This is a genomic window from Paenibacillus sp. FSL A5-0031 (assembly GCF_001956295.1).
GTDB lineage: Bacteria > Bacillota > Bacilli > Paenibacillales > Paenibacillaceae > Pristimantibacillus.
In genome coordinates this window covers 85,106-102,705 of record NZ_MRTD01000020.1, presented here as the reverse complement: position 1 = coordinate 102,705, position 17,600 = coordinate 85,106, and the positions used below count along the sequence as shown (strand labels likewise).

Annotated in this window: 17 protein-coding genes and 1 other RNA gene; 13 read left to right on the top strand and 5 right to left on the bottom strand. The window is 45.8% G+C overall.

What is annotated here, in order from left to right:
* Positions 1 to 24: 24 nt before the first annotated feature.
* The 7 genes from tpiA to BK120_RS27685 all read left to right on the top strand — a co-directional run bounded on the left by tpiA (position 25) and on the right by BK120_RS27685 (position 8,492).
* Complete coding sequence (gene tpiA / locus BK120_RS27715) at positions 25 to 783, top strand: triose-phosphate isomerase (protein ID WP_076270742.1); 759 nt, start codon at positions 25 to 27, stop codon at positions 781 to 783.
* 1 nt (position 784) lies between these two features.
* Positions 785 to 2,326 (top strand): 2,3-bisphosphoglycerate-independent phosphoglycerate mutase, encoded by a 1,542-nt coding sequence (gpmI, locus tag BK120_RS27710; protein ID WP_076270741.1) that lies wholly within the window; start codon positions 785 to 787, stop codon positions 2,324 to 2,326.
* Between the two features lie 25 nt (positions 2,327 to 2,351).
* Positions 2,352 to 3,644: a phosphopyruvate hydratase gene (eno, locus tag BK120_RS27705; RefSeq protein ID WP_076270740.1), complete on the top strand. Its 1,293-nt coding sequence runs from the start codon at positions 2,352 to 2,354 to the stop codon at positions 3,642 to 3,644.
* Between the two features lie 118 nt (positions 3,645 to 3,762).
* Positions 3,763 to 4,530 (top strand): sugar phosphate isomerase/epimerase family protein, encoded by a 768-nt coding sequence (locus BK120_RS27700; protein WP_076270739.1) that lies wholly within the window; start codon positions 3,763 to 3,765, stop codon positions 4,528 to 4,530.
* A 98-nt stretch (positions 4,531 to 4,628) separates the two neighbouring features.
* Positions 4,629 to 4,865, top strand: coding sequence for a preprotein translocase subunit SecG (secG, locus tag BK120_RS27695; protein WP_054025946.1), 237 nt, complete (start codon positions 4,629 to 4,631; stop codon positions 4,863 to 4,865).
* Between the two features lie 173 nt (positions 4,866 to 5,038).
* Complete coding sequence (gene rnr, locus BK120_RS27690) at positions 5,039 to 8,035, top strand: ribonuclease R (protein ID WP_483874407.1); 2,997 nt, start codon at positions 5,039 to 5,041, stop codon at positions 8,033 to 8,035.
* 256 nt (positions 8,036 to 8,291) lie between these two features.
* Positions 8,292 to 8,492 (top strand): cold-shock protein, encoded by a 201-nt coding sequence (locus tag BK120_RS27685; protein ID WP_028609190.1) that lies wholly within the window; start codon positions 8,292 to 8,294, stop codon positions 8,490 to 8,492.
* A gap of 88 nt (positions 8,493 to 8,580) precedes the next feature.
* Here BK120_RS27685 and BK120_RS27680 read toward each other — a convergent pair whose 3' ends face one another.
* Positions 8,581 to 9,309 (bottom strand): copper homeostasis protein CutC, encoded by a 729-nt coding sequence (locus BK120_RS27680; RefSeq protein ID WP_076270737.1) that lies wholly within the window; start codon positions 9,307 to 9,309, stop codon positions 8,581 to 8,583.
* Between the two features lie 136 nt (positions 9,310 to 9,445).
* On the opposite strand from BK120_RS27680, the gene smpB reads away from it, so the two are divergent.
* Positions 9,446 to 9,925: an SsrA-binding protein SmpB gene (gene smpB / locus BK120_RS27675; protein WP_076270736.1), complete on the top strand. Its 480-nt coding sequence runs from the start codon at positions 9,446 to 9,448 to the stop codon at positions 9,923 to 9,925.
* A 257-nt stretch (positions 9,926 to 10,182) separates the two neighbouring features.
* Positions 10,183 to 10,548: a transfer-messenger RNA gene (gene ssrA, locus BK120_RS27670) on the top strand.
* A 149-nt stretch (positions 10,549 to 10,697) separates the two neighbouring features.
* Here the strand turns inward: ssrA and BK120_RS27665 are convergent.
* Positions 10,698 to 11,093 (bottom strand): VOC family protein, encoded by a 396-nt coding sequence (locus BK120_RS27665; protein ID WP_076270772.1) that lies wholly within the window; start codon positions 11,091 to 11,093, stop codon positions 10,698 to 10,700.
* A gap of 222 nt (positions 11,094 to 11,315) precedes the next feature.
* Entirely contained in the window at positions 11,316 to 11,540 is a 225-nt protein-coding gene (locus BK120_RS27660) for an HTH-like domain-containing protein (protein WP_076270735.1), read from the bottom strand.
* Positions 11,541 to 11,740: 200 nt separating this feature from the next.
* Between BK120_RS27660 and BK120_RS27655 the strand changes: the two genes are divergently transcribed.
* On the top strand, positions 11,741 to 12,658 hold the full coding sequence (locus tag BK120_RS27655) for a DUF5655 domain-containing protein (RefSeq protein WP_076270734.1): 918 nt from the start codon (positions 11,741 to 11,743) through the stop codon (positions 12,656 to 12,658).
* 231 nt (positions 12,659 to 12,889) lie between these two features.
* Positions 12,890 to 13,846 carry a 5'-nucleotidase gene (locus BK120_RS27650; RefSeq protein ID WP_076270733.1) on the top strand — a complete coding sequence of 319 codons (957 nt, stop codon included), beginning with the start codon at positions 12,890 to 12,892 and terminating at the stop codon, positions 13,844 to 13,846.
* Between the two features lie 441 nt (positions 13,847 to 14,287).
* Here BK120_RS27650 and map read toward each other — a convergent pair whose 3' ends face one another.
* Together map and BK120_RS27640 are read right to left on the bottom strand one after the other, a co-directional pair.
* Positions 14,288 to 15,034 carry a type I methionyl aminopeptidase gene (gene map, locus BK120_RS27645; protein ID WP_076270732.1) on the bottom strand — a complete coding sequence of 249 codons (747 nt, stop codon included), beginning with the start codon at positions 15,032 to 15,034 and terminating at the stop codon, positions 14,288 to 14,290.
* 7 nt (positions 15,035 to 15,041) lie between these two features.
* The gene (locus BK120_RS27640) at positions 15,042 to 15,626 is read right to left on the bottom strand and encodes a TetR/AcrR family transcriptional regulator (RefSeq protein ID WP_076270731.1); all 585 of its coding nucleotides are present in this window, start codon (positions 15,624 to 15,626) and stop codon (positions 15,042 to 15,044) included.
* Positions 15,627 to 16,098: 472 nt separating this feature from the next.
* Here BK120_RS27640 and BK120_RS27635 point away from each other — a divergent pair, with 472 nt between their 5' ends.
* Complete coding sequence (locus BK120_RS27635) at positions 16,099 to 16,737, top strand: hypothetical protein (RefSeq protein ID WP_076270730.1); 639 nt, start codon at positions 16,099 to 16,101, stop codon at positions 16,735 to 16,737.
* 88 nt (positions 16,738 to 16,825) lie between these two features.
* Entirely contained in the window at positions 16,826 to 17,497 is a 672-nt protein-coding gene (gene catA / locus BK120_RS27630) for a type A chloramphenicol O-acetyltransferase (RefSeq protein WP_076270729.1), read from the top strand.
* Positions 17,498 to 17,600: the final 103 nt, after the last annotated feature.

The following is a 17,600-nucleotide window of genomic DNA, read 5'->3' as shown; positions in this document are numbered from 1 at the left end:
ATATAGATTTGAGGAGGATTACGCATGAGCAACAGAACACCGATTATTGCAGGTAACTGGAAAATGTTCAAAACGGTATCCGAGGCTGTAACATTTTTCTCCGAAATTAAAGGTAAAGCTGAAGTTGCAGGTGTAGAGAGCGTGATCTGCGCGCCATACACAACACTTCCGGCACTTGTTGAAGCTGCAAAAGGTACGTCGATTGCTATTGGAGCACAAAACGTACATTTTGAAGACAACGGTGCATTCACAGGTGAAATCAGCGGCGTTATGCTGAAGGATCTTGGTGTGAAATACGTAATTATCGGTCACTCCGAGCGCCGCGCTTATTTCGCGGAATCAGATGAGATCGTAAACAAGAAGGTTCATGCTTCCTTCAAAAATGGCTTGCTTCCTATCGTTTGTGTAGGCGAGAAGCTGGAAGAGCGCGAAGCTGGACAAACAAAAGAAGTATGCAAAGTGCAAACAGAAGCGGCTTTTGTTGGCCTATCTGCAGCACAAGCGGCTGAAGTTGTTATCGCTTATGAGCCAATCTGGGCTATCGGTACAGGCAAATCTTCTACTTCCGAGGATGCACAAGATGTTATCGGTTATATCCGCAGCGTTGTTGCTGGTCTTTACGATCAAGCGACTGCTGATGCGGTTCGCATTCAATACGGCGGCAGCGTGAAGCCTAATAACGTAGCGGAGTACATGGGTCAAGCTGATATTGACGGTGCACTTGTTGGAGGCGCGAGCTTGGAGCCTGCATCCTACATCGCACTGGTCGAGGGGGCCAAGTAATATGGCTGCTCCGAAACCTGTAGCGCTTATTATTCTCGACGGCTTCGGTTTGCGCGATGATGTAACGGGCAACGCGGTTGCACAAGCAAACAAACCAAACTATGACCGTTATTGGTCAACTTATCCGCATACGACATTGACAGCATGCGGCGAAGCGGTTGGACTTCCTGAAGGTCAAATGGGCAACTCTGAGGTTGGCCACTTGAACATCGGCGCAGGCCGCATCGTTTATCAGGATTTGACTCGTATTAGTAAATCGATCCGCGATGGTGAATTTTACGACAATGAGACGATCCTTGGTGCTGTTCGCCATGTAAAAACAAATAGCAAAAAGCTTCATCTATACGGCTTGCTGTCGGATGGAGGCGTTCATAGCCACATTGAGCATTTGTTCGCATTGCTCGATCTAGCGAAGAAGGAAGAGCTTGAAGAAGTGTACATTCATGCTTTCCTTGATGGCCGCGACGTGTCCCCGGACAGTGCAAAGGGCTATCTAGAGCGTCTTCAAGCCAAAATCGAAGAGGTTGGCGTAGGCCGCATTGCGACGGTTCAAGGCCGTTACTATGCAATGGACCGCGACAAGCGTTGGGAGCGTACGGAGAAATCCTACCGCGCTATGGTATATGGCGAGGGCCCTCAATATTTCGATCCGATTCAAGCGGTAGTTGAATCCTACGAGAAATCGGTTTATGATGAATTCGTTATGCCAACGGTTATAGTAGACGGTGAAAACAAGCCAGTTGGCCTTGTTGAATCCGAGGACGCAGTGATTTTCTTCAACTTCCGTCCTGACCGTGCGATTCAATTGTCGCAAGTATTCACGAACGAGGACTTCCGCGGCTTTGACCGTGGCGAGAAGCGCCCTGTTAATCTGTATTTCGTCTGCTTGACGCTATTCAGTGAAACCGTTGGCGGATTCGTTGCGTATTCACCAAAGAACCTTGATAATACGCTTGGCGAAGTGCTCGTGCAAAACAACAAGACTCAATTACGTACTGCAGAAACAGAAAAATATCCGCACGTTACATTTTTCTTCAGCGGCGGACGCGATCATGAGCTTCCTGGCGAAACTCGTGTGCTTATTAACTCCCCTAAGGTCGCAACGTACGATCTCAAGCCGGAAATGAGCGCATATGAGCTAGCTGAGTCCACGGTACGCGAGATTGAATCTGACAAGCATGACGCAATCATTCTGAATTTCGCCAACCCTGATATGGTAGGGCACTCCGGCATGCTGGAGCCTACGATCAAAGCGGTTGAAGCGACGGATGAGTGCCTTGGCAAAGTAGTGGAAGCAGTACTAGCCAAAGGCGGCGTCTGCATCATCACGGCTGACCATGGTAATGCTGACATGGTGTTCGACGAGAATGGCCGTCCGTTTACGGCACATACAACGAACCCGGTTCCGCTTATCGTAACGAAAGCAGGCGAGACTCTTCGCGACGGCGGTATTCTTGCAGATATCGCACCAACAGTTCTTGATCTGCTTGAGCTTGCAAAACCAGCTGAAATGACAGGCATTACATTAATCAACAAAAAATAAAACTTTAAAAGGAGTGTTTTCTCTCATGTCAATTATCGTTGATGTATACGCACGCGAAGTGCTTGATTCCCGCGGGAATCCAACTGTAGAAGTAGAGGTTTCCCTTGAGTCTGGCGGCAAAGGCCGTGCAATCGTTCCATCCGGCGCTTCTACTGGCGCATACGAAGCTGTTGAGCTTCGTGACGGCGACAAATCCCGTTACCTTGGTAAAGGCGTTTTGAAAGCTGTTGAAAATGTTAACACTGAAATCGCTCCTGAAATCATTGGCCTTGACGCTCTTGATCAAGTAGCTATCGACCGCAAAATGATCGAGCTTGATGGTACGCCAAACAAAGCTAAGCTAGGCGCTAACGCGATTCTAGCTGTATCGATGGCAGTAGCTCGCGCAGCTGCTGACGCTCTTGATGTACCTCTTTACACTTACCTTGGCGGATTCAACGCTAAGACGCTTCCAGTTCCGATGATGAACATCATCAACGGCGGCGAGCACGCTGACAACAACATCGACGTTCAAGAATTTATGGTTCTTCCTGTTGGTGCTGAAAGCTTCAAAGAAGCGCTTCGTATCGGCGCTGAAATTTTCCACAACCTAAAAGCAGTATTGCATGATAAAGGCCTTAACACAGCTGTTGGCGACGAAGGCGGCTTTGCTCCTAACCTTGGTTCAAACGAAGAAGCAATTACTACAATTATCTCGGCTATCGAGCGCGCAGGCTACAAGCCAGGCGTTGACGTATTCCTAGGTATGGACGTTGCTTCCACTGAGTTCTTCAAAGACGGCAAATACGTGCTTGCAGGCGAAGGCAAATCGTTTACACCTGCTGAGTTCGTTGACCTACTTGCTTCATGGGCTGACAAATACCCAATCCTTACAATCGAAGACGGCTGTTCTGAAGACGATTGGGATGGTTGGAAATTGCTTACTGAGAAGCTTGGCAAAAAAGTTCAACTCGTTGGTGACGATCTGTTCGTTACGAACACTGAGCGTCTATCCGATGGTATCGACAAAGGCGTAGGTAACTCTATCCTTGTAAAAGTTAACCAAATCGGTACGCTTACTGAAACTTTTGATGCAATCGAAATGGCTAAACGCGCTGGTTACACAGCAGTTATCTCTCACCGTTCAGGCGAGAGCGAAGACAGCACAATCGCTGACATCGCTGTAGCTACAAACGCTGGCCAAATCAAAACAGGCGCTCCTTCCCGTACGGACCGCGTTGCGAAATACAACCAATTGCTTCGCATTGAGGACCAACTTGGTTCGACAGCTCAATACGCTGGCAAATCAGCTTTCTACAACTTGAAACACGTAAAATAAGACGCATTTAGCGGCTTATATAGAAGGGTATGCCTCATCAGGCATACCCTTCTTTTTTTTTCGCTCGTACAGGACATAATAAGAGGGTAAAGCATCAACGATTAGGCGGTGTGTTTGATTGGCGAAACCTGTTATAGGCATTCAAATGTATTCTCTTCGTGATCAAACGGAGATTGATTTTTTGTCCACGCTGGAGAAGGTAGCCAAGATCGGCTATAAAGCGGTAGAATTCACAGGGTATTTCAAAATGCCAGCCAAAGAGTTGAAAAGCAAAATGGATGAACTCGGATTAATTGCCCCCTCTGTTCATGTACCTTTGAATTTTAGCGACACCAAGCAAATGGAGTCTGATTTTGAAGGGCAAATTGAATATGCCATGGAGCTTGATGTCACTTATATTATTACGCCTTGGTCGCCGCTTCCTGAACTTCCGACAAAGGATAATGTGCAGTATTTAGTTGATGTTTTCACAAAATGCGCAAAGCAGGTGAAGGCAACAGGAATGCAATACGGCTACCATAATCATGATTTTGAATTTAAGCTGGTTGAGAAGAAGCCAATTATCGATCATATTCTGTCGGATGTTCCAGAGGAGCTCTTGCAGATGGAGTTTGATCTGGGCTGGATTTATATTGCGGGTTATAAACCGGCTGATTATTTGAAAAAATATAAGGGACGCGTTCCTTGCGTACATTTGAAAGACTTTTTGAAAGGGCGAAAGGATGCTGAAATCGGCAAAGGCGAGGTAGGTTATGATGAGCTGTTAAAAGAGCTTGAGCCTGCAGGCGTTAAGTATATGTTCGTGGAGCAGGAGCAATTCAGCTCAAGCTCTCTTGATAGCGCAGCAAATAATTTCAACTATTTAAAAGAGCATGGCTTTGCGTGAACAGCGAGAATAAGGCCTGTCCTATTGTAATTTACGCCCATCTATGGTACACTCGATTTATGTGTTTCTACGGAGCTCCTATGCTGGAGGTGGAATGAATGGATATCATATTGAAAATCGTGCTTGTTATATTTTCTGTCGGCCTTATTGCTGTCGTATTGTTGCAAAAAGGTAAGAGTGCAGGCTTGTCCGGAGCGATTACGGGTGGCGCTGAGCACCTTTTCGGAAAACAGAAAGCGCGCGGTTTGGATTTGTTCTTGCAACGTTTGACAGTTGCTCTAGCAGCTGGTTTCTTCATATTGGCGCTTGTTGTATCTTACTTCGTAAAACAATAACGGACACACACGCAGAAAGCGAGGATATTCCTCGCTTTTTTTGTATTTTCATCATATTCACGGATGCGGGGCTTCCATTTCGTGTATACTACAAGTTATATGATAATCTATCAACCTGCTGCAAATGGCGCTAGAGCAATATGGCAGGTTTATGAGGAGAAAAACTAATAATGATTAATTACGAGCAGGAACTGCTTGATTTTATGAGAGAGACGGCGTATAAGCCGATGACGTACCAAGAGCTTGAGAAACATTTTGGTATCGTAGATGCAGTGGAGTTTAAGGAGTTCCTTAAGCTGCTGAATAAATTAGAGGATGAAGGCAAAATCATTCGTACGCCAAATGATCATTACGGCGTGCCGGAACGAATGAACTTATTGCGCGGCAAGCTGCAATCGCATGCGAAGGGCTTCGGTTTTCTAATCCCGGATGAGAAGGATCATGGAGATGTGTATTTGCACGCCAATGATTTGAAGAGCGCAATGAACGGAGACATCATTCTGGTTCGTGTCACTTCGAGAAGTGAGCATGGGGGCCGGATGGAGGGCGAAGTCGTCCGTATTGTAGAACGTGCCGTTACGCAAATTGTAGGAACGTTCGAGGATCACGAGGTGTATGCTTTTGTCGTGCCGGATGATAAACGGATCAATCGGGATATCTTTATACCAAAAGGCGGCTATCAAGGAGCTGTCTCCGGACAGAAGGTCGTCGTTAAAATTGTTTCCTATCCAGAAGGCCGTTCTGCAGCTGAAGGGGAAATTGTCGAAATTTTGGGACATAAAAACGATCCCGGCGTCGACATCCTGTCGATTATTCGCAAGCATCAGCTGCCAGAAGGCTTTCCTGATGAAGTAATGAGAGAGGCTGAAGCGGCACCTGATTCCATTACGGACGATGAGATTGTTCAGCAAGGCAGACGAGATCTGCGCGATGAGGTCATCGTGACAATCGACGGCGAGGACGCAAAAGATCTAGATGACGCGGTGCATGTGAAGCGTCTGGAGAACGGCAATTATTTGTTAGGTGTACATATTGCCGATGTCGGCTACTACGTAAAAGAAAATTCAGAGCTCGATCAGGAAGCATACCTTAGAGGCTGCAGCGTATATTTGGTGGATCGCGTTATTCCAATGCTGCCGCATCGTTTGTCGAATGGCATATGCTCGCTCAATCCACAGGTTGATCGTCTGACGCTTTCATGCGAAATGGAATTTGATGCGGCGACGCTTAAGCGTGTACGTCATGATGTGTTTACGAGTGTGATTCGCACGAAAGAGCGTATGACCTATACGAATGTGAAAAAAATATTGACTGCAACGGAAGAAGAGCCGCAAACCGAGCTGAAAGAGCGTTATGCCAGCTTGCTTGATATGTTTGGTTTGATGGAGGATCTAGCGATGCGTCTTCGTTCAAAACGAATGAAGCGCGGTGCGATTGACTTCGACTTCCAAGAGTCTAAAGTTATCGTGGATGAGAACGGCAAAGCGGTTGATATTGTGAAACGCGAGCGTTCGGTAGCGGAGCAAATCATCGAGGAATTTATGCTCGTGGCAAATGAAACGGTTGCTGAGCATTTTCACTGGCTGCGCGTTCCGTTCCTTTACCGGATCCATGAAGATCCGACACAAGAGAAATTGCTTAACTTCGTTCAGTTTGCAGCAAACTTCGGTTATGTCGTGAAAGGCAAAGGCAATTCCATTCATCCAAAAGCATTGCAGACGCTGCTTGAGGACATTCGCGGCACGAAGGAAGCGACCGTTATTTCCACGGTGATGCTTCGTTCGATGAAGCAGGCGAAATACGATGCGGAGAGCTTGGGGCATTTTGGCCTTGCAGCTGAGTTTTATTCACACTTTACATCCCCAATTCGCCGATATCCTGACTTGGTCATTCACCGTATCATTCGCGAGGTGCTTGATGGCAAAGGCCAATTGACGGAAGCAAGACATGAGTCGCTAACGGCAAGGATGCCGGAAATTGCGCAGCATTCCTCGGAACGTGAGCGTGTAGCGGTTGATGCAGAGCGTGACACAGAGCAGTTGAAAAAATGTGAATTCATGCTCGATAAAGTGGGCGAAGAGTTCGAAGGCATTATTAGCAGCGTAACGAGCTTCGGCATGTTTATCGAATTGGACAATTCGGTCGAAGGACTAATTCGTTTGAGCGATATGTCTGATGATTACTATAACTTCCATGAGCAGCATATGATATTGGTCGGCGAGCGTACGTCCAAGGTGTACCGAATTGGCGATGAAGTTAAAATTCGCGTTACTCGGGTAAGTATGACGGAGCACACGATTGATTTCGAGCTCGTAGATATGAAGCCGCGCAGCGGCTATAAAGGCATACCAAGCAGCGGTTTTGGCGGCGGCGAACGCGGCGGCAAAAAACGCGGTGGTTTCGGTGATCGCAATCGCGGCGGCAGAGGCGAGCGCACAGGAAGTGCGGGCGGCAAAGGTCAAGGCGGTGCTGGCAAAGGCCAAGGTGGCGCAAGCGAAGTTTACCGTGGCAAAAACGAGCGCGGAGCAAGCGCGGCTGGCAAAGGCCAAGGCGGTGCAGCCGAAGGTTATCGTGGTAAAACGGATCGCGGTGCAAACGCGGGAGGTAAAGGTCAAGGCGGTGCAGCCGAGGGCGGCCGCGGCAAAGGTCGCGGAGGCAAAGGCGGACGCGGCGGATTTGGCGGCGGCGTCGACCGCAGCGTAGTTGGTATTGTCGAGCAGGCCAATCCATGGCGCATCGATGCACCTGATAGCGGGCGCGGCGGCAAGCGGCGCGGACGTGGCGTCGAAGGCGCAGCCGGAGCTGGCGTGAACGACGGTGGAAATCCGGCGGAGCGTGGGCCGGGGCAAGAGGCGGATTTGTCGCCGGGCAACGGTAGAGATTCATCGCGCGGGAACAATGCGCGTACGGATATGTGGGGCCTGCCCATCCGCAATAGCGGCGGGCCAGGCGGAAATGGTCGTGGAGCCGGGCAGCGGCGGAGCGATGGAAGTGGCGGCGGCGCGAAGCGGCGGCATACGCCGCAGGGCGGCGTGGTCGGTAGTGAGCGAGGCGCGGAATTACCGAGCGTGGAAGGCAGCGGCGGCGATGCGGTGAAGAGCAAGCGGAAGAAAAAAAGCGGAGGCGGCGGCAACGCCACAGCTGCTTTTGTCCGGAAAAATCGCAAATAAATAAGGGCGGCGACTTCCGTTCTATGGCATAATTGGAAGTCGCCGCGATCTGGGCAATTTGGGAAAATATATTTAAGCTCGTCACTTGCATTTTAATTCTGGGTATAGTACACTCAAATCAATCGATAATATGAACCTGAATTCACATATTGAAAAGGGTATCATTATAGTCATGAAACCCTTTCCAATGTGTGAATTTTTTGTTTAAAGACAAACCAGGCGCATATTAATATTATTTTTTTGGAGGTTTTTACACATGCAACAAGGTACAGTTAAATGGTTTAACGCAGAAAAAGGTTTCGGCTTTATCGAAGTTGAAGGCGGCAACGATGTATTCGTACATTTCTCCGCAATCACTGGCGAAGGCTTCAAAACTCTTGAAGAAGGACAACGCGTAGAATTTAACGTTGTTCAAGGCAACCGTGGACCACAAGCAGAAAACGTTGTAAAGCTGTAGTAGCTTACGAACGTTGATAAAACCGCCTTTGACCTTTTAGGTTGAGGGCGGTTTTTTTGTGCATAAAAGGAGCTTCTGTTTTGTTTCTTTATAGGAATTCGTTAAGTAATTGACGGGCATGACGAACGAGCATTCCATCGATAGGAGAATCTGTTCCACCGGTTCTAACACCAGTTCCGAGATGAACGGCTTGTGCTCCGGTAGTTTTTATGAAGGCAGGCAATGAAGGAACCGATAGACCGCTTCCTGGGAGTATGGTAACAGTATGTCCAATACTTTGTTTAACCAACCTATTAATTTGATCTGTTGCTTCAAGAACGCTCGGTTTACCGCCTGAGGTAAGTATCCATTTGATTTGAGGGTATTTTAAGAGTGTGGTTAACGCCTCTTCTTGGTCAGGTACCTCATCAAATGCTCGGTGGAAGGTAACAGGACGATCGCCGGCAGCTTCCAATAAACTTTCTAAAGCATCTGTATTAATAGTCCCATCAAGCTGAAGCGTGCCTAAGACGAACGCATGAACGCCTAATGTACGCATTCTGATCATTTGAGCAGTCATTTCACTAAGATCTGCCTTATCGTAAACAAAGGACTTGCTATGAGGCCTAACCATCGCATGTACGGGATATACTTTAGTTATAGGTGTGTGATTAGCTTGCTCGAGCCGTTTTAACGCCTCAAGCACCGAAACCGTAACGTCCTCTTGTGGAGTTAGTCCACCTTCTTCAAAGGCGGATATAAGCTCTACACGGTCCGCACCGTGCACTACAGCTGTAACCGCTTCATCTGCAGTCGTAGCAATGATTTCAAGCAGCATGGGAAATCTCCTTTTTGGGCAGGGGACAGAGCGGGATGCTCCGTAGCCGCCTTGATTTTCGTTGTTAAAGTTGTTACAATGAACACCAGTATATATGCAACCATTATTTTAGCTTAATTAAGTCGAGGTGACTAGCATGGGTAAGAAAAGTGACGGCAAGCAGCTCGCCCAGAATAAGAAAGCTTCCCATGACTATTTCATTGAGGAAACGTTTGAAGCTGGCATGGTGCTTTTGGGTACAGAAATTAAATCGCTGCGAACAGGTCGTGCAAATATTAGTGATGCATTTGCTACCATTCGTAACGGCGAAATTTTCATACACAATATGCACATTAGTCCGTTCGAGCAAGGGAATATTCACAACCCTACCGATCCAACACGTGCTCGCAAGCTGTTGATGCACAAGATGCAAATTCATAAGCTTCTAGGCTTATCGAAGCAAGAAGGTTATGCTATTGTACCCTTGAAGATTTATGTGCGCAATGGTTACGCAAAGTTATTGATTGGTCTCGGTAAAGGTAAGAAGCAATACGACAAGCGCGATAGTGCAGCTAAACGTGATGCTCAGCGTGATATTCAGCGTGTGCTGCGTGAGAAACAGAAGGTTTCTAACTAAGGTGTAGATTTCCATGGCAGCAAGCGACCATGATTGCCAATAACAATTGTGCACGGAAGCAGCTGATTCATGGTATACTAAGACAGTAGCAACGGCAAGACAATCAATAAATGCAAGTGCAATTGTGTTAGACAATCGGAACAGCCTGCTTGGTCAGATGCTGATCCTTAATCCTAAAGCTTCAATCGAGCTAAACGTTAGTGTAGATCTACTTTTTGGAGTAGTGTTAATCTGCAGCTAACCGTTTATGCAAAATTGGGGGCGTTTATGGATTCGACGGGGATTGTACGAGCGCGGGTTGCGGGTAGCGGGGAGTCGTCCGCTTCATCAACGCTAAAGCCTATTAAACGGCAAACAACAAACAAACTACGCTTTCGCAGCCTAAGAAACTGTGTGCGTGCTTCTACCCAGCATCGTCCATGTGACTGGATTAGGGGCTAACAAGTAGTGGAATACGCTGTCTCATCTCCGCCTGCGGTGAGCTGAAGAAGACAATCAGGCTGACCTTAGCGAAAGCCGGTTACGGGGCGTTTGCTTGGGTGACATCAAAACTGTGACTACACCCGTAGAAGCCTGTGTGGCGTGATCTTCGGACAGGGGTTCAAATCCCCTCGCCTCCACCAAACCATGAGAAACCCGACCGTATTAGGTCGGGTTTTTGCTATTTATCAGCTATATTTCAATTATGAAAATGCGCAAAAACACTTAGTTCCACCATGAAAAGCCCAACCGTGAGGCCGGGCAGTTGTAAATATGCGGAAAAGGCAAAATGCTATTTTGCATTCTCATCTGGCTGATGGATTCCAAATAAATTACCTTCAGTGTCAATATAATAACCTTGCCACGCCATCCCAGGCAGTGCATACTTTGGCAATGCGAGCTTGCCTCCAAGATTAAGAATTTTTGCTGCAGTAGTATCGTAGTCTTCCACTCCCATTGTGCATGCATAACCATTCATGGCTTGGCCAGGTTGTGGAGAGGCACCTTGACGCTGCATCAAAGCTCCGTTGATTCCAAGTTCATTTGTATTTCCCGTCACAGCTCCAAAGTAGGGCATTCCTGCATAACTGCTCCAATCCTCAAATGTCCATCCAAATACCTCTCCATAAAACTTCTTAGCACGCTCCATATTATCTACATGAATCTCGAAATGAACTAATCTTCCCATGGCTTCCTCCTTTGTTTTGACTTCCATAATTTCTTCTATTATTATTGTTTCCCTCCTACCTATAAATAATAAAATTATTGAAAATTTTTTATGTGTGAAAATCATAGATGACAAGTGTGGCGTGATCTTCGGACAGGAGTTCAAATCCCCTCGGAAAGATGAACCCTTGTCCAGACAAAACCACAATGGTTAATATTAGACAGGGGTTCTTATTATAGAAGATTAATTTTTAGGTACGACATATTCTGATAATTTTATTCCTTTACTAACTTCGGTTAATGAAATGTTTAAACCAGAAGCAGTTACGATATCCTTTATGCTGTAATGTTTTTTTTGTATAACATCGGCATACTTAATACCGAATAAATGAATTTTAACAACTTGTTTTCCTTGGGGTGCCTTATGATACATTTCACTAAGAACTCTTCCTAAATCTTGAACATTCATTTGAAGTCTCCTCATTTCGACTATATTGTAGACTACTCACTCCAATCTACCCAAATATGACGAATAATGAATATATGTTCCAGAATAACTCCCTGTACTGACGCTTTTTTTATATAGTTTGGAGTGAGCATGTTGCAGGAAATTGCTGTCTGGTGTTGAAAGGTATAGACAAATCTCTAGTTTAAAAGGAGCGTCGACATTTGGGGGATATCAAGTTATTTAATATAAATGGTGGAGAAGTTACAGAACTTGAAGGGAAATCAGTAGCGGTTGAAAAATCACTCCAGACTTTGATGGAGCGACACTTAGAAGCAATTCTCGGAATCCGATTTTTAGCAACTGAATATTCGACTGGAAAGACACATGGCGGGCGGATTGATACGCTGGGTATAGATGAAAATAATGCTCCTGTGATTATTGAATATAAAAGATCTACTAACGAAAATGTTATCAATCAGGGATTATATTATCTGGATTGGTTACTCGACCATAAAGCAGAGTTTACTCTCCTGGTCATGAAAAAGTACGGAAATGATGTTGCTGAACTCATTGATTGGTCAACTACACGTCTAGTCTGTATAGCTGGCGGCTTCACCAAATATGACGGACACGCAGTACAGCAAATCAATCGTAATATTGAATTATATAGTTATAAGCAGTTTGGTGATGAACTCTTAATGCTTGACCTTGTCAATGCAACAACAGCTCAAGATGTAGAATTCGATAAAGTGAAGCAAGTACCGGCATCGAATAAAACTTCTGAGAAGACGGTAACAGAATACCTTGCACAATCAGATGCGGTTCTAAAAAATCGTTATGAGGCCATTAGGGCTTTTCTGGTAGCCCTAGGTGATGATGTACAAGAAAAAACTCTGAAGCATTACATCGCTTTTAGAAGAATTAAGAACTTTGCATGTATTGAAGTACATCCCCAAATGGGTAGAATCACCATTTATATAAAGGTAAATCCAGAATCCATCGACATTGAACCAGGCTTCACAAGGGATGTAAGAAAAATCGGGCATTATGGAACTGGTGAACTCGAAATCACTATTAACAACGATGAACAGTTAGAAAAGGCCAAATCTTTATTACTAAAGAGTTACGAATTAAGTTAAGATTCAGGGTTAATAATACTGGACAGGGGTTCAACGTGCTTGTGACTAATAGAAGTACCCGACTTACGTCAATGAGACGTTGATTGGGTACTTTTTTATTTGTAGGTGGAGGGGTCTGGAAGATTTAGTCGAATATTGTTATAAGATTATTTGAGATGATAATCGGCGAGAAGGGACTGGCTCTACCCCACTGGAATTTACTATCTCACATATAACGGTAAGGAGGAGACCATGCCTTTTCCCATAGAAGAGAAGTTTGTAGTAGCTGTCGCCTCAAGCGCCCTTTTCAACTTGGAGGAGTCCGACAAGGTATTTAAGGATAAGGGAGAGGAAGAATATCGCCAATATCAACATAATCATGAACAGGATGTGCTAGAACCGGGAGTCGCCTTCCCGTTGATCAAACGTCTACTCATGATCAACGGTGATGATCCGGCCGACCAACCGGTTGAGGTCGTGTTACTGTCGAGGAACGATCCCGATACGGGGCTTCGTGTTTTCAAATCTATTCAACACTATGGACTTTCGATAACTCGTGCTGCATTCGTTGCAGGTTCGAATCCATTCATTTACATGAATGCATTTAACGCTTCATTATTTCTTTCGGCAGATCCTAACGATGTGCGATCTGCCATCGAAATGGGTTTGCCAGCCGCCCAGGTGTTTCCTACTGGATTTGTTGATGATGAGAAAGAGTTGGAACTTCGGATTGCGTTTGACTTTGATGGTATTATCGCCGACGATTCAGCGGAAGGGATCTATCAGGCTCTTGGAATGGAAGGCTTTCATGAGAATGAGAGACAAAAGGCAAGCGAAGCTCTGCCGCCCGGGCCGCTTTTCAAATTTTTTGGTGAAGTAGCCACTCTTCAGCGCCGTGAGTGGAAGAAAAAGCAGAAGGATAATTCGTATTCCCCGCGTGTCCGGATAGCTATAGTAACGGCTAGAAATGCACCTGCACATGAACGCGTAGTAACGACGCTGAGAACTCTTGGCATACTGGTTGACGAAGCTTTCTTCCTTGGCGGAATAGAGAAGGGGAGAGTGTTAAAGGTATTTCGTCCTCATATCTTTTTCGATGATCAGGTAGGTCATATTGAGGGAGTATCGAGTGTTTCTCCAACTGCACATGTTCCTTTTGGGGTTGCCAATAAGGTTAATTCGTTGACGCCACCTCCCCAAACATCCTAATTAATACTCTGCGGCGAATTGTGGATTTGCTCATCCACGGTTCGCCTCCACCAATACCATGAAGAAACCCGACCTCGTGAGGTCGGTTTTTTTTGATTTTTTAGTTATGTTAAGAGCACGTCTTTTATTAAAATAACGGGTAGAATAACGCAATGTTACGCAGTCGCAATAAAGGACAAAAATGCTCTATTAACGACACCAATGGCCATCAAGTGGGAGACCTTGCATTGCATCATCTGGCCCAGTTATAGTCCGATTCAGTCGGCGTTTCCGATTTTTTCTTTCGGTTCGCCGGAGATGAATTCATCGTATCGGCATGTGATTGTGCCGAGGCTAGCAGTCTCATCACGATCCTGCTTCGGTTTGAATTGGATGAAGAAAGACGCTAAACCGAATATGTAAAAAAGAGGTCGACCATCTCGTGGTCGACCTCTAATTATTTTATTGCGCGGTCAGGATTTGCGGACCTTCAGCCGTGATGGCGATCGTATGCTCGTATTGGGCGGCGAGCTTGCGGTCCAGCGTCCGTGCGGTCCAGTTGTCCGAATCGATTGTCATGTGGTAGGTGCCTTCGGTGATCATTGGCTCGATCGTGAACACCATGCCTTCCTTGATGCGGAGGCCTTTGCCGGGCTTGCCGACATGCATATAGTTCGGCTCCTCGTGCAGATCCCGGCCAATGCCATGCGCAAGAAGGTCGCGCACGACGCCGAAGCCGTTCGATTCGGCATGCCGCTGGATGGCGCTCGTCACGTCGCCTAGCCGATTGCCGGGCTGCGCCTGCGAGATGCCGATGTCAAGGCATTCCTTCGTGACACGCATCAGCTTCTCGGCCGTCGGCGATATGTTCCCGACTGCATAGCTCCAGGCCGAATCGCCGAGCCAGCCGTCAAGCTCTGCGACCGTGTCGATCGTCACGATATCGCCCTCCTCAAGAGGCTTATTGCTAGGGAAGCCATGCGCGATCACGTCGTTGACGGATGCACAGGTCGCATATTGATATCCCTTGTAGCCCTTTGTGTAGGGCTTGGCGCCATGCTTCAAGATAATGTCCTCGAAGATGCGCTCAATCTCGTTCGTTGTGATTCCCGGTTTGATCAGTGAGGCGATCGTGCGATGGCATTCGGCCACCACTTGGCATGCCTTGCGGATGGCCTCGATTTCATGTTTGCTTTTTAAAATGACCATATTCGTATCAGGACTCCTTCGTAATAGCTTGTATCGCGAGCTTGGCGATTCGATCGACGTCCAGCTCGGATGTGCCCGCATAATAGTGCAGCCCACAGCAGCCGACCAGCACGGCAAGCATATGGTCGACGCTGTCGTCTTCGCGCTGTACGATCGATTGGAGCGGAACATACAGCCGTTCCATGAATCGTTTCTTTGTGGGGTGCTGATCCTTCGCAGGCAAGCCTGTATAATGTTCCGCCGCCATTTTGTAGACAAGATATGCGCGAGCGTCCGACTGCCACAGACGGAGCAGTGCCTTGCAATAAGTCAACAGCTGCCTATTATCCGGGCTGTCGACGCAGGTGTTTGCCCATTCTGTCAGGGCTTGCTCACATCGCTCGAAACCGCTGCCCAACACATCTTCTATTAATAAATGCCGGTTGGGGTAATAATGGTATACCGTGCCGTAACCGAGCTCGGCTTCGCGGGCGACGTCGCGAATATCAAAGCTGCCACCCGTGTGGAAGTAGGTGCGCGCAGCGGCGTCCAGGATCTGTTCCTTGCGCTGCATGCGGATAAACTCGTTTTGTTCTTTGGTGCGGGGGCACATGGATGCGTGAACCTCCTTATATAGACCTGCAAATTTGTCGATATAAACATAGTAACGCATGAGGCGGGGATATGCAAATTATCTGATGGGGAAAGAAAATAAAGGCTAAGTTTCAGACTTTATTTAGTGAAGGAAAGCGGTCAACTGCCACGAAGGAATTATTTGAGGAACTTAAGAAAATCAATTCAGCAGGCGCAGAATACAAAAGCTATACCGTCATCGCACTACAGAATGGTGAATAAGATGAAGTAACCTGACCTCGTGAGTTCGGTTTTTTTGATTTTTTAGTCATGTTAAGGGCACGTCTTTTATTAAACTAATGGGAAGGTTAGCGCAACAAAAGAGATTTACAAGCCGTATACTTAGTGAGTCAGCGAAATGAGATTAAGAGGAAAGAATGAAATATTTAACTAAAGAGTTGTACGAAGAAATGCAGATATGGAGTATTATACAAGGATAAGGTGTGATGCGGATGACTGATTTTACAATGATTAAACAGCTGTTTCGTATTACGAAACGAAATGGGTTTAGTCATGACGAGATACAAATTATTAAAAATAATTTTGGTGCATTGCCTCAGGTGTTTATTGATTATTATTTGGAACTCGGTAAAGACGAGAGGCTAAATCATACGCAAGATTATTTGATCAAACCCGAGCAAATTCAATACTTCAAACATAGCGAATATTTAATTTTTTATTGCGAGAATCAACGTGTCTGTGTTTGGGGAATCCATAAGAACGATTTATTCAAGTCCAATCCCCCTGTTTATATGAGTTACGATGAAAAGGTATGGGAAAAGGATTTTGAAACATTGACCGATTTTTTTCATGCGATGGCCTATTTGCAAAGCGTATTCGCTCTTGAATATGGCTGTGAATCGTTCTATTCTATTGAACAAACCGACTTGGATTTTATTCGTGAAAATTTTAATAATAAAGGTATTTCCTTTCAGCATTGGATTGGCATCGAATTTTATGGGAATTACAATGACAGCATAATAACAGTGTTGAAAAATAACGATAGTTTTGATTTGATCTATGCTTCAAGCGATAGAGAACATTTTGATGAAATGGATCGGGTTCTCTCAAAACTGGCAGTAGAAAAATAATTTGTTGGGATTGTGATGAGGATATGGTTAAAGCAGTGGATCAAACCTCCTAAAACGAAAAAGTAATCATTTTAGGAGGTTATAATAAATGAAATTCAATCCGATTGTCATGGATAACTGGAGTAGAAAACCCTATTTTGAGCATTATTTAAACAATGTCAGATGCACTTTTAGCATGACGGCAAATATCGACATTTCCCGGCTGCTGAAAGAACTTAAGATCCGGGGGATAAAGCTGTATCCAGCACTAATCCACATGATAACTACGGTGGTAAACCGCCACGATGAATTTCGCACATGTTTTCATGCAGACGGGACATTAGGTTATTGGGATCGTTTATCTCCTAGCTTTACAATTTTCCATGATGATGATAAGACTTTTTCAAGCATATGGACGTTGTACAGTGAAGATTTTAATGATTTCTACAGTCGCTATCTTGATGATATGAAAAAGTACGGAAGTGTTAAACAATTTGCCGCTAAAACAAATGAACCACCGGGCACTGTCCCTATTTCCAGCATTCCTTGGGTCAGCTTCACTGGATTTAACCTGAACATCTATAATGAGGGAAACTATTTACTGCCCATCTTTACGATGGGGAAATATTTTCACTATGACGACAAAATACTGTTGCCATTATCAGGACAATTCCACCATGCCGTTTGTGATGGTTACCATGCCGGGATGCTGTATAATGAGCTGCAATTACGTGCAGATGCTTGCACGGAATGGTTACCAAACTATACCGCATTCAGCTAACGGGCAACTATAGCTTGTTTTTTCACTTGCTTGTAATGGTGGAAATATTCTGTATCAGAGGTATCTATTCCCCTCGCTTTCACCATGTAAACCCCGGCCGCAA

Coding starts and splice junctions, on each gene's coding strand:
- BK120_RS27635 (WP_076270730.1), top strand. CDS start 16,099: ATGACTGATTTTACAATGATTAAACAGCTGTTTCGTATTACGAAACGA.
- map (WP_076270732.1), bottom strand. CDS start 15,034: ATGGTCATTTTAAAAAGCAAACATGAAATCGAGGCCATCCGCAAGGCA.
- BK120_RS27640 (WP_076270731.1), bottom strand. CDS start 15,626: ATGTGCCCCCGCACCAAAGAACAAAACGAGTTTATCCGCATGCAGCGC.
- BK120_RS27650 (WP_076270733.1), top strand. CDS start 12,890: ATGCCTTTTCCCATAGAAGAGAAGTTTGTAGTAGCTGTCGCCTCAAGC.
- secG (WP_054025946.1), top strand. CDS start 4,629: ATGGATATCATATTGAAAATCGTGCTTGTTATATTTTCTGTCGGCCTT.
- gpmI (WP_076270741.1), top strand. CDS start 785: ATGGCTGCTCCGAAACCTGTAGCGCTTATTATTCTCGACGGCTTCGGT.
- tpiA (WP_076270742.1), top strand. CDS start 25: ATGAGCAACAGAACACCGATTATTGCAGGTAACTGGAAAATGTTCAAA.
- BK120_RS27665 (WP_076270772.1), bottom strand. CDS start 11,093: ATGGGAAGATTAGTTCATTTCGAGATTCATGTAGATAATATGGAGCGT.
- BK120_RS27680 (WP_076270737.1), bottom strand. CDS start 9,309: ATGCTGCTTGAAATCATTGCTACGACTGCAGATGAAGCGGTTACAGCT.
- catA (WP_076270729.1), top strand. CDS start 16,826: ATGAAATTCAATCCGATTGTCATGGATAACTGGAGTAGAAAACCCTAT.
- BK120_RS27685 (WP_028609190.1), top strand. CDS start 8,292: ATGCAACAAGGTACAGTTAAATGGTTTAACGCAGAAAAAGGTTTCGGC.
- smpB (WP_076270736.1), top strand. CDS start 9,446: ATGGGTAAGAAAAGTGACGGCAAGCAGCTCGCCCAGAATAAGAAAGCT.
- eno (WP_076270740.1), top strand. CDS start 2,352: ATGTCAATTATCGTTGATGTATACGCACGCGAAGTGCTTGATTCCCGC.
- BK120_RS27660 (WP_076270735.1), bottom strand. CDS start 11,540: ATGAATGTTCAAGATTTAGGAAGAGTTCTTAGTGAAATGTATCATAAG.